General features: G+C 64.3%; 19 protein-coding genes. 12 read left to right on the top strand and 7 right to left on the bottom strand.

All coding sequences use genetic code 11. The features are described 5' to 3' along the window. Positions 1 to 11 precede the first annotated feature (11 nt). Positions 12 to 299: a translation initiation factor IF-1 gene (gene infA, locus C7G42_RS05635; protein WP_007599789.1), complete on the top strand. Its 288-nt coding sequence runs from the start codon at positions 12 to 14 to the stop codon at positions 297 to 299. Here the strand turns inward: infA and C7G42_RS34710 are convergent. Next, on the bottom strand, positions 296 to 538 hold the full coding sequence (locus C7G42_RS34710) for a hypothetical protein (protein ID WP_158537566.1): 243 nt from the start codon (positions 536 to 538) through the stop codon (positions 296 to 298). The two genes, infA and C7G42_RS34710, sit on opposite strands and share 4 nt — an antisense overlap. A gap of 27 nt (positions 539 to 565) precedes the next feature. On the opposite strand from C7G42_RS34710, the gene C7G42_RS05630 reads away from it, so the two are divergent. Beyond that, on the top strand, positions 566 to 778 hold the full coding sequence (locus C7G42_RS05630; RefSeq protein WP_028142093.1) for a cold-shock protein: 213 nt from the start codon (positions 566 to 568) through the stop codon (positions 776 to 778). 101 nt (positions 779 to 879) lie between these two features. Here the strand turns inward: C7G42_RS05630 and C7G42_RS05625 are convergent, their stop codons facing one another. The 4 genes from C7G42_RS05625 to C7G42_RS05610 form a co-directional block, all read right to left on the bottom strand. After that, the gene (locus tag C7G42_RS05625; RefSeq protein ID WP_199580665.1) at positions 880 to 1,494 is read right to left on the bottom strand and encodes a TadE/TadG family type IV pilus assembly protein; all 615 of its coding nucleotides are present in this window, start codon (positions 1,492 to 1,494) and stop codon (positions 880 to 882) included. Positions 1,495 to 1,517: 23 nt separating this feature from the next. Beyond that, the gene (locus tag C7G42_RS05620; RefSeq protein ID WP_106948028.1) at positions 1,518 to 2,099 is read right to left on the bottom strand and encodes a TadE/TadG family type IV pilus assembly protein; all 582 of its coding nucleotides are present in this window, start codon (positions 2,097 to 2,099) and stop codon (positions 1,518 to 1,520) included. A 219-nt stretch (positions 2,100 to 2,318) separates the two neighbouring features. Continuing rightward, positions 2,319 to 2,819 carry a pilus assembly protein N-terminal domain-containing protein gene (locus C7G42_RS05615; RefSeq protein ID WP_106948027.1) on the bottom strand — a complete coding sequence of 167 codons (501 nt, stop codon included), beginning with the start codon at positions 2,817 to 2,819 and terminating at the stop codon, positions 2,319 to 2,321. 151 nt (positions 2,820 to 2,970) lie between these two features. Continuing rightward, positions 2,971 to 3,798, bottom strand: a complete 828-nt coding sequence (locus tag C7G42_RS05610) for a sterol desaturase family protein (protein ID WP_106948026.1) — start codon at positions 3,796 to 3,798, stop codon at positions 2,971 to 2,973. A 269-nt stretch (positions 3,799 to 4,067) separates the two neighbouring features. Between C7G42_RS05610 and C7G42_RS05605 the strand changes: the two genes are divergently transcribed. The 10 genes from C7G42_RS05605 to C7G42_RS05565 all read left to right on the top strand — a co-directional run bounded on the left by C7G42_RS05605 (position 4,068) and on the right by C7G42_RS05565 (position 12,990). After that, positions 4,068 to 4,232: a Flp family type IVb pilin gene (locus C7G42_RS05605; protein ID WP_094977073.1), complete on the top strand. Its 165-nt coding sequence runs from the start codon at positions 4,068 to 4,070 to the stop codon at positions 4,230 to 4,232. 69 nt (positions 4,233 to 4,301) lie between these two features. Then, positions 4,302 to 4,448, top strand: a complete 147-nt coding sequence (locus C7G42_RS35180; protein ID WP_199580664.1) for a hypothetical protein — start codon at positions 4,302 to 4,304, stop codon at positions 4,446 to 4,448. A 123-nt stretch (positions 4,449 to 4,571) separates the two neighbouring features. Next, entirely contained in the window at positions 4,572 to 5,096 is a 525-nt protein-coding gene (locus C7G42_RS05600; protein ID WP_106948025.1) for an A24 family peptidase, read from the top strand. Positions 5,097 to 5,223: 127 nt separating this feature from the next. After that, complete coding sequence (cpaB, locus tag C7G42_RS05595) at positions 5,224 to 6,021, top strand: Flp pilus assembly protein CpaB (protein ID WP_199580663.1); 798 nt, start codon at positions 5,224 to 5,226, stop codon at positions 6,019 to 6,021. 11 nt (positions 6,022 to 6,032) lie between these two features. Then, positions 6,033 to 7,508, top strand: coding sequence for a type II and III secretion system protein family protein (locus C7G42_RS05590; protein ID WP_199580662.1), 1,476 nt, complete (start codon positions 6,033 to 6,035; stop codon positions 7,506 to 7,508). A gap of 20 nt (positions 7,509 to 7,528) precedes the next feature. Next, positions 7,529 to 8,263, top strand: a complete 735-nt coding sequence (locus C7G42_RS05585) for a CpaD family pilus assembly protein (RefSeq protein WP_106948022.1) — start codon at positions 7,529 to 7,531, stop codon at positions 8,261 to 8,263. After that, positions 8,260 to 9,528, top strand: a complete 1,269-nt coding sequence (locus C7G42_RS05580; RefSeq protein WP_106948021.1) for a CpaE/TadZ family protein — start codon at positions 8,260 to 8,262, stop codon at positions 9,526 to 9,528. The genes C7G42_RS05585 and C7G42_RS05580 overlap by 4 nt, the downstream gene beginning before the upstream one ends. A 20-nt stretch (positions 9,529 to 9,548) precedes the next feature. Further along, positions 9,549 to 11,018, top strand: coding sequence for a TadA family conjugal transfer-associated ATPase (locus C7G42_RS05575; RefSeq protein WP_106948020.1), 1,470 nt, complete (start codon positions 9,549 to 9,551; stop codon positions 11,016 to 11,018). 10 nt (positions 11,019 to 11,028) lie between these two features. Next, positions 11,029 to 12,006 carry a type II secretion system F family protein gene (locus C7G42_RS05570; RefSeq protein ID WP_106948865.1) on the top strand — a complete coding sequence of 326 codons (978 nt, stop codon included), beginning with the start codon at positions 11,029 to 11,031 and terminating at the stop codon, positions 12,004 to 12,006. 9 nt (positions 12,007 to 12,015) lie between these two features. Beyond that, complete coding sequence (locus C7G42_RS05565; protein WP_106948019.1) at positions 12,016 to 12,990, top strand: type II secretion system F family protein; 975 nt, start codon at positions 12,016 to 12,018, stop codon at positions 12,988 to 12,990. Positions 12,991 to 13,064: 74 nt separating this feature from the next. On the opposite strand, the gene C7G42_RS05560 is transcribed toward C7G42_RS05565, so the two are convergent. Together C7G42_RS05560 and C7G42_RS05555 are read right to left on the bottom strand one after the other, a co-directional pair. Further along, positions 13,065 to 13,883 (bottom strand): tetratricopeptide repeat protein, encoded by an 819-nt coding sequence (locus C7G42_RS05560; RefSeq protein ID WP_106948018.1) that lies wholly within the window; start codon positions 13,881 to 13,883, stop codon positions 13,065 to 13,067. A gap of 179 nt (positions 13,884 to 14,062) precedes the next feature. Continuing rightward, complete coding sequence (locus C7G42_RS05555; protein ID WP_106948017.1) at positions 14,063 to 14,266, bottom strand: hypothetical protein; 204 nt, start codon at positions 14,264 to 14,266, stop codon at positions 14,063 to 14,065. Between the last annotated feature and the right edge of the window lie 103 nt (positions 14,267 to 14,369).

Raw genomic sequence — 14,369 nt, 5'->3', positions numbered from 1 at the left:
TGGAGAAATTCATGGCTAAGGAAGAGCTGATCCAGTTTGAAGGACTGGTCACCGAAATCCTCCCCGACGCACGCTACCGCGTGCAGCTCGACGCCGGACACGAGATCGTCGCCTACACCGCCGGCAAGATGAAGAAGAACCGCATCAAGACGCTGGCGGGCGACCGCGTGACGGTGGAGATGTCGCCCTATGACCTCGAAAAGGGCCGGCTGATTTTCCGCCACAAGGACGAGCGTCCCAGCGGGATGGGTGGACCGCCCCGCCCGGGCCAGCGCGGCGGCCAGTTCCGCCGGCGCTAGACGCCTGCCGGCGCCCCTTGGAAGTAAAATTCCGACCCAAATGTCGATCCGCCGCGGACCTCGCGGCGGATCAAAAAATCGTGCACGCCCGGATTGTTTTGGGGCGCCAATTCCGATAAAATGAATTCATCGATTTTCGGCCGGACGACATTGGCATCCACCGGTACAGCCGGTTCAGACACGCTGACGACCCTTCCAAAAATTCGATCTAACTGGCCTGCGCGAGTGGGCTCCAACATTGTGTTATCTGAGAAGGGACTATCCCCGTGAGCATGGGAACCGTGAAGTGGTTTAACGCGACCAAAGGCTTCGGCTTCATTCAGCCCGACGATGGCGGCCAGGACGTGTTCGTCCACATCAGCGCTGTGGAGCGTGCGGGCCTCGGCACGCTGCGTGAAGGCCAGAAGCTCTCCTACGAGATCGTGGCCGACCGCCGTTCCGGCAAGTCGGCAGCGGACAACCTCCGCTCCGAAGGCTGAGCCGCCGGGCGCGTGGCCCGATCGGCTCGCGCAAGCCAAAGAAAGCAAAAAGGCCGTGCGCGACGCACGGCCTTTTTCATTTTAGCGCCTGCGCGCGGATCTCAGCACGTCGACGGGACGCCGTTATAGGGAACGCAGGTGACCTGGCGCGGTCGCGTGTAGGACAGATCACTCAAGGTTATGCTCGACTTCAGCACGTAGCCTACGGAAGGCGTGTAAGTGTAATTCGCCTCGCTGAGGATGAGGTAGGTCGACGGGATCAAGAGCGAAACGGGAATAATGGTGGTGACCTTGTCGCCGGCCTTGCGGGCCGAGGTCGCCAGCGTCGCTTGCGTCGCGCCGCTTGCAATGGTGCCGGCCTTGCTCCATTGGACCGTGGCAATGCTGTTGGCATCAATATAGATCTGGGAGACCGTGCCCTTCACCAGACTGGCGTCGTAGGGCATGATGACCGAGATGCTTGCCGTGAACGTATCCTTCATGTCGGCATCGGCGAGCGTCGTCGACTGCGAAGTCAAATCGGACAGAGCCCGCGCGATCAACGTGACCTTGCGATCGATCGCCACCGCCGACGAGAATTCGACGGTGCCGAAGAACATCACCAGCATCAGCGGGACGATGACCGCAAACTCGGTGGCCGCGAGCGCGCGCTTGTCGGCGACGAAGTCGCGCACGGAACGACATGCATTCCGCCAGATATTCGCAATCGCCTGCATCGGCCCGCTCGGATCCATCTGTCTCAGAAGGGTTCGTTCTTGAAGGCCGTGGTCGCCACCATCAGCCGTTTGTTGCTGCACCCGATATTGTAACCGAGACCGGTAACGATGAGCGGCCACTGATAGAACAGCCGGACCACGACCACCTGGCCCGAGGTCCCGGCACTGTATTGCATGCCGGTCGGGTTGAAACTGCAGGAATCGCCGTAGTTCGTCAGGCTCAGCGATCCGAAGGAGCCGGTGCTCACGACGTCGACGTAAAGCTTGCTGCAATCAAACAGAGCCGGAATCTGCGTGCACACATAGGCCTTGAACGTCGTCTGGTCGCACGCCATGACCACGCCGGGCGTGCTCTGGCAGGCCGCCACCGAACCGCCCTGCGCTTGCGCCTGGCCGGTCAGGATCGCGCGCGCGGAATTTTGCGTGATCGTCTCGAGCACCTGGCTCGCGAAGAACATGAGCGCCGTTTCGATGATGGCGAACAGCAGCGCGAAGAACATCGGGGCGACCAGGGCGAACTCGACGGCCGCGGAACCGCGGCGGTTGCCGCGAAACCGGCCCAGCGCTTTCCGGAGCGTGAACCTCGTAGGTGCAGGCAATGGCATCACGTCAAATTCCCCAGCAACGGGCGATCAACTGTTCCGTTCAATAACGGAAACTGATTGTTTAAGTGTTTCAGGCGATCCGCAGCCGGGGGACCGCGCCGTTAGGAATGCGTTAACCAGCCGCGACCCCAAGCCCACGGAAAGCGCGGCGCTCAAAGACCTCGTATCCGCAAGCGGCCTGAGGCGATCCTGCCCGGGCAAACCCGCCGGTCGATCCTGCTAGTTGGACTTGGCCGGACCGGCGCCGCCACCACCGCTGGCGCTGGCGCTCAGCGAGCCGGCCTGGTTCATCGTGTTGTTGAAGTAGGTGTCGCTGTCGCCGAGCGTCACGCGACGCTGGCAAAGCGGCATGCAGCTGTAGGACTCGCGCTCGATCCCGCGATAGACGGTGACGAGCCGGTCGCTCGGACCTTCGACCTGGATCTGGCGGTCGACCAGAATCTCGCCGGCCCGGTCGAGCGCGATGAAATTGGTGGCTCCATAGCCCTTGCCGGTCACGACGATCATGCCGCCGGGCTGGAGCGTGACGTCGGCGATGAGGGGATTGCCGACCACCAGGGTCGCCACCTTGCCGGGGAGCCGCACTAGCTTGGCCTGGTCGACATTGACGGCGATGGTGTCGGCGGTCGGGTCGGCAAGGCCGGCAGCCGGCGATGCCAGCACCGCGGCCGCGACCAGAAGACAGATGCGCGCACGACGGCGCAGCAATTCTTTACGCATACTCTTACCCCCGGGACGTCACAAACCGGCAGAAGCGAACAGATAACAGCGGAGCCGGTGCCCGACCCCGCTAACCTGCCCTTAATTCGTGAACGTTCCGCAAACTCGCCGACTATTGTTTGAACAGACTGACGTTTTACAGCCATCGAAGCTAGCGGCGGAACGGATAGGCAAACTGACCCGCGATCTCCTTCGGCATGGTCGCTTCGTCCTTGCCGTATTCCTGCGGCAGTTCACCCTCGGGCATGCGGAAGGTGCCGAACAGGACATCCCAGATCGGGAACGTGCCGGCAAAATTGGTGTCGCCGCCCTCCTCGAGCGAGGTGTGGTGCCAGCGGTGGAACACCGGCGTCGCCAGCAGATATTTGAACGGCCCGAAGCTCCAGTTCAGGTTGGCGTGCACGAAGGCCGAATGGAAGGTCGTGAACGGGGCGAGCCAGACCATCGCGTTTGGGGAAATGCCGGCCATCAGCAGCACGACGTCGACGCCGATCGAGCCGAGCACGAGATTGACGGGATGGAAGCGGGCCGCCGAAATCCAGCTTATCTCCTCCGAGGAGTGATGGATCGCGTGGTACTTCCAGAACCCGCCGCCGTGGAACAGCCGGTGCAGCCAGTACAGCATGAAGTCGGACAGGACCAGGAACAGCGCGGCCTGGGCCCAGAGCGGCATCAACGACAGCGGGCCATGGCCGTTGTCGTAGAAGGCGACGAGTTCGTCGGCGTCGTGGATGTTGAAGACGAGACTTGCACCGACGATCAGAAGTCCGATCCGCATGGTGCGGGCGAACACCGGAACGAAGAACCAGTAGCAGATGTCGGTGACGATCTCGCGCTTGCGCCACCACGGCGCGCCCGCATTGCAGGCCCAGAGATGTTCGAGCACGGTGAAGACCGCCGCCAGCGCGAAGGTGATGGGGATCACCTTGACGATGGTCTCGCCGAGCATCAGGGCGACTTGCATGGGCAGGCTCGACATCGTCGCCTCTCTTGCGAATTCCAGCTCCGTTACGCCTACGCCGCGAAATTTAAGGGAGCGTGAAGCCGGCGCCGCGCCGACGGTACATCCGGAACCGAAACGAATGACAGCGGCTGCCTTAAGACGAAATTCACTCTGGGTTAAAGCATCGCGCCCGAAGCGGGTTTGCCCGATCGAATTAACTCTACCGAAAGAGCTCGGCTCTCATGGTCATCACGTCAATGACGGCGCCGAACGAGGCGATCCCCACCCCAGTTGGAGTTATGTTCATGAAGAACCTGATTGCGCGTTTCGCGAAGGATGAATCCGGCGCCACCGCCATCGAATACGGCCTGATCGCCGCCGGCATCGCGCTGGCCATCATCACCGTCGTCAACAACCTCGGCACCACGCTGAACACCAAGTTCACCGCGATCTCGACCGGCCTCAAGTAAGCCGGACGAACGACGGCAAAAGCCCCGGGCCTCCGGGGCCTTTGTTTTTCTGAAAGACGGCGAGTTCCGGTGGCGTTGCGTAAATACAGAAGCGATGCCGCGATCGCGGCAAATGCGACGGCGCAGGCACAGGCCGGCTCGCCGGTCTATTGGGTCTGCGTTGCGCTGCTGCTTGCGACGGCCGCGCTCGCCGCGCGCATTGCCAGCCTTTGGTGACGACGCGTTTTGCGGCTTCAGGCTCGCGCGGACCTTGCTGCCGTTGTCGGTTTATTTAGCACTGCCGGCTAGCATTACCGGACGCCAGTTCCCTCGGCAATCCCAGGCCTCAAGACGCAGCCCATGATTCTCGACCTCGCGCGCCTTATGCTCTTCCCGGCCCTGATGGCGTTCGCCGCCGCGAGCGATCTCTTCACGATGACGATCTCGAACCGCGTGTCGCTGGCGCTGGTCGCAGGCTTCTTCGTGCTCGCCTTCGCCGGTGGCATGGCACCTTACGAAATGCTCAGTCATGTCGGCGCCGGCGCGCTTCTCCTGGTCATCGCCTTCACCTGCTTTGCAATGGGCTGGGTCGGCGGCGGCGATGCCAAGGTCGCGGCCTCCGTCGCGCTCTGGTTCGGCTTCGCACCGCTGATGAACTTCCTGCTCTACGCTTCCCTGTTCGGCGGCGCGCTGACGCTGCTCCTGCTCCAGTTCCGGCAATGGCCGCTGCCCTACGGGCTGGCGGGCCAGGCTTGGCTCGCCCGGCTGCACGCCAAGGAGAGCGGCATCCCCTACGGCGTCGCGCTCGCGCTGAGTGCGCTGATGGTCTACCCGGAGACCGAATGGGTGAAGGCGATTAATCTCGCTCACCTCGCGCTGCGCTGAACGCACTGGGTAAACCCGGCGTTAAGGCGATTTAGATACGCCTCATTAACCATGCTTTGACGAATAGCTGGTCAACTGCCGATCAAGGCGGCGGCAGCGTCGCGGCGTTTTGTGGAAAGTGAAGCGTATGAATAGGGCACGCATTGTCGTCCTGACGGTCGCCATCTGCGCCGGCGGTGTCGCCGCGTACCTGGCGAGCGGCTCGGACAATTCTGCGCCGCCTCCGACCCCGGTCGCGCAGCTTCCGACCGTCGACGTCCTCGTGGCCAAGAACGACATCGGCCTCGGCCAGACCGTGAAGCCGGAAGATTTGCAATGGCAGACCTGGCCGGCCGCGACCGCCAGCGCCACCTTCATCCGCCGCAACGAGCGTCCCGAGGGCGTGACCCAGGTGACCGGATCGATCGCGCGCGCCCCCTTCATTCAGGGCGAGCCGATCCGCGACCAGAAGCTGGTCAAGGCCGAGGGCTCCGGATTCATGGCGGCCATCCTGCCCAGCGGCATGCGCGCCATCTCGACTGAAATCTCGCCGGAGACCGGCGCAGGCGGCTTCATCCTGCCCAATGACCGCGTCGACGTCCTGCTCACGCGCCGCCTGAAGAATCCGGACCAGTCCACTGGCGCCCCGGACGTCGTCACGTCCGAGATCATCCTGGTCAATGTGCGCGTGCTCGCCATCGACCAGGCTCCGAAGGAGAAGGACGGCCAGAACGCCGTGGTCGGCAAGACCGTGACGCTGGAACTCACTTCCGCACAGACCCAGGCGCTTTCCTCGGCCCGTCAGGCCGGAACGCTATCGCTGGCGCTGCGCAGCATTGCCGACGTCAAGATGAGCGAGATCACGCTCGACGAATCCGCCCAGAAGCGCGACGGCATCTCGATCATTCGCTACGGCGTCCCGAGCTCGACGGCGAAAGCACGATGAGGACAGGCGACATGAAATGCAGGGCAGAACAGGCGACGATGCGAACCTCCATGGTCCGCGCCCTGTCGTTCTCGGCCGCCTTCGCACTGGCATTCAACCCGGTGCTGACCCCCGTGGTCGCCGCCGATTATCGTCCCGCCGCGCCGCCCGCCGCCGACGGCCAGATGAACGCCCGCTTCCTCTCGCTCGGCATCGGCAAGTCGATCGTGATCGACCTTCCCCGCGACATCAAGGACGTGCTGGTCGCTGACCCCAAGATCGCCAACGCGGTGGTCCGCTCGGCACAGCGCGCCTACATTATCGGCGCCGCGATAGGCCAGACCAACATCGTGTTCTTCGATTCCGCGGGCCAGCAGATCGCGGCCTATGACATCGCAGTCAAGCGCGACCTCAACGGTGTGCGGGCGGCGCTGAAGCAGGTCCTGCCCAATTCGGACATCCAGATCGACGGTCTCGGCGACGGCATCATCCTCACCGGCACGGCGGCGAACCCGATGGAAGCGCAGCAGGCCAACGAACTCGCCGCGCGCCTGGCCGGCGGCGCCGACAAGGTGGTGAACTCGATCGTGGTGCGCGGCCGCGACCAGGTCATGCTCAAGGTGACGGTGGCGGAAGTCCAGCGCACCATCGTCAAGCAGCTCGGCATCGACCTGAGCGCCAGCCTCAACTACGGCACGTCGGTGGTGAGCTTCACGAACTCCAATCCGTTCACCGCTCTCGGCCACAACCTCGTGGACGGCAACAATTTGACGACCAAGTTCGGCGGCGCGACGTCGGTGCAGGCCACCCTGCGCGCGATGGAAACCGCGGGCGTCATCCGCACGCTGGCCGAACCGAATCTGACCGCGATCTCCGGTGAATCGGCGACGTTCATCGCCGGCGGCGAATTCCCGGTGCCGGCGGGCTATGCGTGCGACCCCACCACTCATGTCTGTACCACCCAGATCAGCTTCAAGAAGTTCGGCATCTCGCTCAACTTCACCCCCGTGGTGCTCAGCGAAGGCAAGATCAGCCTGCGCGTTATGACCGAGGTCTCCGAGCTGTCGAACGAAAATGCGATCACGCTGTCGCAGGCCGTGACCTCGACGTCGGTGAACTCGCTGACGGTGCCCTCGATCAGGACCCGCCGCGCCGAGACCTCGCTGGAAATTCCCTCCGGCGGCGCGATGGCGATGGCCGGCCTGATCCAGCAGCAGACCAAGCAGGCCATCAGCGGATTGCCGGGACTGATGCAGCTCCCGATCCTCGGCACGCTGTTCCGCAGCCGCGACTTCGTCAACAACGCGACCGAGCTGGTCGTGATCGTGACGCCCTATGTCGTTCGCGCAGTGGCGCCAAAGGACCTGTCGCGGCCGGATGACGGCTTCGCCCCGCCCGCGGATCCACAGGCCCAGTTGCTCGGCAACATCAACCGCATCTACGGCGTGCCCGGCCGGACCGAACCGGCAAAGAATTACCGCGGCACCTACGGCTTCATCACCGAGTGAGGCGGAACGGGGACTTCAAGATGATCACTAGACCAACCCGGCTTCGCAAACGCGTCATCCGCCTTGGTGGTGCGCTCGTCGGCATGGCGCTCGCGCTCGGCGGCTGCCAGCATGACCAGGCCGTCACGGCCTCCATTCCCGACGACTACAAGCAGCGCCATCCGATCGCGATCGAGGAGCAGAATCGTTCGACCGTCGTCTTCGTCGGCCATGCCCGCGGTGGATTGACCGCGGCCCAGCGCGCCGACGTGATGGGTGTCGCATCGGCATGGTTGCACGAAGGCACGGGCGCCATCCGTGTCGACGTGCCGTCCGGCACGCCCAATGCGCGTCCGGTCGCGGACACGATGCGTGAAATCCAGGCGATGCTCGCGGGAGCAGGCGTTCCGCCGCGCGGCGTCAACGTTCGCCCCTACCAACCGGAAGACAGGCGCTTCCTGCCTCCGATCCGGCTCACATATTCCAAGATCGCCGCGGTCGCTGGTCCCTGCGGCCTGTGGCCGGACGACATCGGCCCTTCGATGAAGAACAAGAGCTGGTTCGAGAACAAGGACTATTACAATTACGGCTGCGCCTATCAGCGCAACCTCGCTGCGATGGTCGACAATCCGTCGGACCTCGAGCAGCCGCGTCCTGAAACCCCGTCCTACACGCCGCGGCGCATCACCTCACTCGAGAAATATCGCAAGGGTCTCACGACGGCGACCACCTACCCCGAGTCTGACAAGGCCAAACTCAGCGACACCGGCAAATGATCAGCTACGCACGCCAGACAAACGAAGAGCAGCCGGACGCAGCTCCTCCGCCGGTCGAGGAACATATTGCGCCCGCGCCGCGCGTCTCGGTCCAGGCCTTCTGCGAGACCGTGGAGACTGCTGCCGCGGTCCAGGCGGCGGGTGAAGACCGCCGTCTCGGCAAGGCCCATCTTAAGATCCAGATGGGTGGCATGGCCGCGGCAACCGAGGCCTACCGCTCGGCTCCGACGCCGAACGTCATCGTGCTCGAAAGCGACGGACGCAACGACCTGCTCGGCGGGCTCGACCAGCTCGCCAGCGTCTGCGATGCCGGCACCCGCGTGGTTGTGATCGGCCGCATCAACGACGTCACACTCTACCGCGAACTGGTGCGCCGCGGTGTCAGCGACTACGTGCTCGCGCCGGTCGGCGCGATCGACGTCGTGCGCTCGATCTGCAACCTGTTCTCCGCGCCGGAAGCCAAGGCGGTCGGCCGTATCATCGCCGTGGTCGGCGCCAAGGGCGGCGTCGGGGCTTCCACCATCTCCCATAACGTCGCCTGGGCGATCGCGCGCGACCTCGCAATGGACGCCGTCGTCGCCGATCTCGACCTCGCCTTCGGCACCGCCGGGCTCGATTACAACCAGGACCCGCCGCAGGGCATTGCCGACGCCGTGTTCTCGCCCGATCGGGTCGACACCGCTTTCATCGACCGCCTGCTCTCGAAATGCACCGACCATCTCAGCCTGCTGGCGGCGCCGGCGACGCTCGACCGGGTCTATGATTTCGGCACCGACGCCTTCGACGCCGTATTCGACACATTGCGCTCCACCATGCCCTGCATCGTGCTCGACATTCCGCACCAATGGTCGGGCTGGACCAAGCGCGCCCTGATCGGGGCAGACGACATCCTGATCGTGGCCGCGCCCGACCTCGCCAATTTACGCAATACCAAGAACCTGTTCGATCTGTTGAAGGCCGCGCGCCCCAACGACCGGCCGCCGCTCTACTGCCTGAACCAGGTCGGGGTGCCGAAACGGCCCGAAATCGCAGCCACGGAGTTCGCCAAGGCGATCGAGAGCCAGCCGATCGTCTCGATCCCGTTCGAGCCGCAGATTTTCGGCTCGGCCGCCAACAACGGCCAGATGATCGCGGAGATCTCCGCCAACCACAAATCGATCGAGATGTTCCTTCAGATCGCCCAGCGCCTGACCGGCCGCAGCGAGACCAAGAAGCAAAAGTCGTCCCTGCTTTCACCCCTGATTGACAAGTTGCGGGGAAAATAGGTCCCGCATGGAGTTGTTAAGTGTTCGGTAAGCGTAGCGGAACAGACACCGACCTTCGGGCGCCCAAGCCCGGCGCCGTGTCGCCCGAGCCTGCCCAGGCTCCGGCGCCGACGGTGTCGCGCGCCCCGGCTCCGCCGGCGGTCGCCTCGCCGCCGCTCGCGCCTGCCAAGGCGCCGCCACCCCCGGCCATGGAGAGCCGGCGCTCGGACAATTATTACGAGGTCAAGGCGACCATCTTCGGCGCGCTGATCGAGGCGATCGACCTCGCCCAGCTCGCCAAGCTCGATTCGGAGTCCGCGCGCGAGGAAATCCGCGACATCGTCAACGAGATCATCGCGATCAAGAACATCGTGATGTCGATCGCCGAGCAGGAAGAGCTGCTCGACGACATCTGCAACGACGTTCTGGGTTACGGTCCGCTCGAGCCGCTGCTGTCACGCGACGACATCGCCGACATCATGGTCAACGGCGCCAACACCGTCTTCATCGAAGTCAACGGCAAGATCCAGAAGACCGGCATCCGCTTCCGCGACAACCAGCAGCTCCTCAACATCTGCCAGCGCATCGTCAGCCAGGTCGGCCGGCGCGTCGACGAATCCTCACCGATCTGCGACGCGCGCCTCGCCGACGGCTCCCGCGTCAACGCCATCGTGCCGCCGCTGTCGATCGACGGCCCCACGCTCACCATCCGTAAATTCAAGAAGGACAAGCTGACGCTCGATCAGCTGGTCAAGTTCGGCGCGATCTCGCCGGAAGGCGCCGAAATCCTCCAGATCATCGGCCGCGTCCGCTGCAACGTGCTGATCTCCGGCGGCACCGGCTCCGGCAAGACCACGCTGCTCAACTGCCTGACCAACTACATCGAGCATGACGAGCGCGTCATCACCTGCGAAGACGCCGCCGAGCTCCAGCTCCAGCAGCCTCACGTGGTGCGGCTGGAAACCCGACCGCCCAACATCGAGGGCGAGGGCCAGATCACCATGCGCGAGCTGGTGCGCAACTGCCTGCGTATGCGCCCCGAGCGCATCATCGTCGGCGAGGTCCGCGGACCCGAGGCGTTCGACCTGCTCCAGGCCATGAACACCGGCCATGACGGCTCGATGGGCACGCTGCACGCCAACAACCCGCGCGAGGCCCTGTCGCGCTGCGAATCCATGATCACGATGGGAGGCTTCTCGCTTCCTTCCCGCACCATCCGCGAGATGATCTGCGCCTCCATCGACGTCATCGTCCAGGCGGCGCGCCTGCGCGACGGCTCGCGCCGCATCACCCACATCACCGAGGTGATGGGCATGGAAGGCGACACCATCATCACCCAGGACATCTTCCTCTACGACATGGTCGGCGAGGACGCCAACGGCAAGATCATCGGCCGGCACCGCTCGACCGGCATCGGCCGTCCGAAGTTCTGGGAGCGCGCCCGCTATTACGGCGACGAGAAGCGCCTTGCCGCTGCGCTGGACGCGGCGGAAGTCGCGCCGAAGACGTGAGCAGGTCAGCATGAACATGCAGGTCCTCGCCCTCGCATTCCTCGCCACCGCAGCGGTCGGCGGCATCGCCTGGGTCTTCCTCTATCCGCTGCTGTCCGGGGAGCGAAAAGCCGAAAGCCGCCGCGCCTCGATCTCGCGCGCCGAGGCGCCCACCGTCCGTCAGGCCGACAAGACCCAGCGCTCGCGCCGCGAGCAGGTCGAGAGCTCGCTGAAGGATCTTGAGGCGCGACGCCTGCAGGAGAAGAGCACTCCGCTCCCCGTTCGCCTGTCGCAGGCAGGGCTCGATTGGACGCCGCAGAAATTCTGGATCATGTCCGCCGTCGTGGCGGGCGTGTTCTTCGCGGCCGCTCTGTTCGCCGGCGGCGGCCTGATCGGTGCTGTCGGCCTCGCCTTTGCCGGCGGTTTCGGCCTGCCGCGCTGGGCGCTGGGCTTCCTGAAGAAGCGTCGCGAGGCGAAATTCCTGGCGGCGCTGCCCGATGCGGTCGACGTCATCGTCCGCGGCATCAAGGCGGGCCTGCCCCTGTTCGAATCGATCAAGGTCGTCGCGGCCGACGCGCCCGAGCCGCTGCGCAGCGAGTTTCTTGCGATCATCGAGACCCAGGCCATCGGCATGCCGCTCGGCGAGGCCTGCACGCGGCTCTATGATCGCATGCCGTTGCCGGAGGCCAACTTCTTCGGCATCGTCATCTCGATCCAGCAGAAATCCGGCGGCAACCTCTCCGAAGCGCTCGGCAACCTTTCCAAGGTGCTGCGCGACCGCAAGAAGATGAGGGAGAAGATCCAGGCGATGTCGATGGAAGCCAAGGCCTCCGCCGGCATCATCGGCTCGCTGCCGCCGATTGTGATGTTCCTCGTCTATCTCACGACGCCACATTACATCTCGGTGCTTTGGACCCATCCCACCGGCCAGCTCATGCTGGTCGGCTGCGTCGTCTGGATGGCGGTCGGCATCATGGTGATGAAGAAGATGATCAATTTCGATTTCTGACGGTGCAGTATGGTCCAGTTTCTCGTTGCGAAACTACATGACGTCCATTTCATGACCATGATGCTGGCGGCCATTGCCGCCAGCGCCACCGTCTATACACTGGTGATGCCCCTGTTCGCCGGCGAGGGACTCTCCAAGCGCATGAAGGCGGTGGCGAGCGAGCGGGAGCGCATCCGGCAGCGCGAACGTGAGCGCCTTCACAAGAACGAAAAGGTCACGCTGCGCCAGACGCCGAAGCAGCTCGTCTCCAAGGTCGTCGACGACTTCAACCTCACCAAATGGCTCGCGCAGGAAGCCGCGCGCGACAAGCTGATCATGGCGGGGTACCGCGGTCAGGCGCCCTATATCACCTTCCTGTTTGCCCGCATGGTCGCGCCGATGGCGCTCTTCATCGGCTCGGTCGTCTACGTTTTCGTGATCGCGCATATGGAGCAGGCCATGCCGATCAAGATCGGCATCTGCATCGGCGCCGCCTATCTCGGCCTCCAGGCCCCGATGCTGTTCCTCAGGAACGCGATCTCCAAGCGCCAGCTCTCGATCAAGCGTGCCTTTCCCGACGCGCTCGACCTGCTCCTGATCTGCATCGAATCCGGCATGTCGGTCGAGATGGCGTTCCGGAAGGTCGCCACCGAGATCGTGGGACAGTCGATCGCGTTGTCGGAGGAGTTCACGCTGACGACAGCCGAATTATCCTATCTGCAGGATCGCAAGGTCGCCTATGAGAATTTGGCGCGACGCACCGGGCTCGAAGGCGTCAAGTCGGTGTGTCTCGCGCTTCAGCAGGCGGAGCGTTACGGCACCCCGCTCGGACATTCGCTGCGCGTCATGGCGCAAGAAAATCGCGACATGCGCATGAACGAGGCCGAGAAGAAGGCGGCCGCGCTGCCACCGAAGCTGACGGTGCCGATGATCCTGTTCTTCCTGCCCGTGCTGTTCGTCGTCATTCTCGGACCGACCGGCATCAAGATCTCCGAGATGCAGTGACGCAAGACGCGGGCCGCGCATGCGGCCCGGGGGCGGCTTTCACGTTGAGACGATAGAAGGGATGATCGGTCTGATCAGTCCGGTTGGCTGAGCGAGGCGACCGGCGTCCGCTTCGGCGCGCCGCGAGGAGCGTCGCTGCGGCTGAGCATCTCCTTGAGATAGGCGACGTTGGCCGCGGCCTGATCCGGTGGCAGATCTGCTTTCACGATGGTCTCGGCTTCGGCGAAGCGGCCTTGCAGACCGACGACAAGGCCGAGATTCTGCCGCACCCGGATGCCCGCACGCGGCGAGGCGTAGGCCTGCCGCAGCGCCTCTTCGGCCTTCGGAAGGTCCCTCGACAACATGTAGGACAAGCCGAGATTGGAGAGCACGCCGGGATCGCCCGGTGCGATCTTGAGTGCGCTCGCGTAGTAGGAACGCGCTTCCTCGTGACGGCCCATCTGGTCCAGCGTGGTGCCCTGCACCGAGAGCAGGCGCCAGTCCGGATTGTCAGGCGAATGCGCTTTCGACAGCACGTCGTAGGCCTGCTGGAAATTGCCGTTGTCGGCGAGGGCGCGGCCGTATTGGGCGAGCAGCGCCTTGTTGCCGGGATTGGCGATGGTCGCCTGCTCGAGCACGGCGGCGGCCTGGGCGCGCTGACCGTTGGCGCGCAACGCCTGACCGTAGGCGAGCGCGGCATCGGCGTCCTTGGGATTGGCGCGGTAGCGCTCGCCATAGACCTCGACGGCGCGCACCGGATCGGCGGGAGCCGCCTCAGCCCGCGGCCCGCCGATCGAGCCTGTCACGTCAGAGAGTTTCGACATGCCCGTGCTGCAGCCGCCGAGGCCCATGGCCACCACCGCGACCAGCGAGGTGGACGCAGCAAGCCGGGCAAGACTGAACCGTTGACGCATGACGCTGTAACTCTCGAGCCGATTGATCGAGCCGAACGCGCCAGCAATAGACCGTTAACCCTAACGGCCGGTTAACACCGCTCCCGGGCCGCGCGGCTACGGCGGCGCCTTACCGCCGAGGCCGAGATCAAGGCCGAGCACCCTCACCTGCTCGCTCGGATACCCTGGCAATTGCGGCCTCAATATTCGATGGCAAGCCGCTTGCGGATTTCGTCGACGCGCCTGTCGAGCGCATCGAACCGCGCATGGACGGAGCGGTCGTGGAGATAGAAGACGTAACCGCCGGCAAGGAGCGCGAAGATCCAATGGTGGTGTTCGACATAGCCGAAAATCGCCTCGACGGCCTCGCCGATGAATGTGACCACGCTCCACACGAATTCCATTGCATGTCCTCCCGGCGCGCTTCGTCGTCGGCCGCCTGACGTCCAACTCCGGCGACCGTTGCCGGAACCTTATCATGGCCCCCTTGCCGCGAGTAGCGGCTCG

This window comes from Bradyrhizobium sp. MOS003 (assembly GCF_003020125.1).
Classification (GTDB): Bacteria; Pseudomonadota; Alphaproteobacteria; order Rhizobiales; family Xanthobacteraceae; genus Bradyrhizobium.
Note: the sequence above shows the minus strand (reverse complement) of the source record. Positions and strands in the feature narration are given on the sequence as shown.

Coding starts and splice junctions, on each gene's coding strand:
- infA (WP_007599789.1), top strand. CDS start 12: ATGGCTAAGGAAGAGCTGATCCAGTTTGAAGGACTGGTCACCGAAATC.
- C7G42_RS34710 (WP_158537566.1), bottom strand. CDS start 538: ATGTTGGAGCCCACTCGCGCAGGCCAGTTAGATCGAATTTTTGGAAGG.
- C7G42_RS05625 (WP_199580665.1), bottom strand. CDS start 1,494: ATGCAGGCGATTGCGAATATCTGGCGGAATGCATGTCGTTCCGTGCGC.
- C7G42_RS05620 (WP_106948028.1), bottom strand. CDS start 2,099: ATGCCATTGCCTGCACCTACGAGGTTCACGCTCCGGAAAGCGCTGGGC.
- C7G42_RS05615 (WP_106948027.1), bottom strand. CDS start 2,819: ATGCGTAAAGAATTGCTGCGCCGTCGTGCGCGCATCTGTCTTCTGGTC.
- C7G42_RS05610 (WP_106948026.1), bottom strand. CDS start 3,798: ATGTCGAGCCTGCCCATGCAAGTCGCCCTGATGCTCGGCGAGACCATC.
- C7G42_RS05605 (WP_094977073.1), top strand. CDS start 4,068: ATGAAGAACCTGATTGCGCGTTTCGCGAAGGATGAATCCGGCGCCACC.
- C7G42_RS05600 (WP_106948025.1), top strand. CDS start 4,572: ATGATTCTCGACCTCGCGCGCCTTATGCTCTTCCCGGCCCTGATGGCG.
- cpaB (WP_199580663.1), top strand. CDS start 5,224: ATGAATAGGGCACGCATTGTCGTCCTGACGGTCGCCATCTGCGCCGGC.
- C7G42_RS05590 (WP_199580662.1), top strand. CDS start 6,033: ATGAAATGCAGGGCAGAACAGGCGACGATGCGAACCTCCATGGTCCGC.
- C7G42_RS05585 (WP_106948022.1), top strand. CDS start 7,529: ATGATCACTAGACCAACCCGGCTTCGCAAACGCGTCATCCGCCTTGGT.
- C7G42_RS05580 (WP_106948021.1), top strand. CDS start 8,260: ATGATCAGCTACGCACGCCAGACAAACGAAGAGCAGCCGGACGCAGCT.
- C7G42_RS05570 (WP_106948865.1), top strand. CDS start 11,029: ATGAACATGCAGGTCCTCGCCCTCGCATTCCTCGCCACCGCAGCGGTC.
- C7G42_RS05565 (WP_106948019.1), top strand. CDS start 12,016: ATGGTCCAGTTTCTCGTTGCGAAACTACATGACGTCCATTTCATGACC.
- C7G42_RS05560 (WP_106948018.1), bottom strand. CDS start 13,883: ATGCGTCAACGGTTCAGTCTTGCCCGGCTTGCTGCGTCCACCTCGCTG.
- C7G42_RS05555 (WP_106948017.1), bottom strand. CDS start 14,266: ATGGAATTCGTGTGGAGCGTGGTCACATTCATCGGCGAGGCCGTCGAG.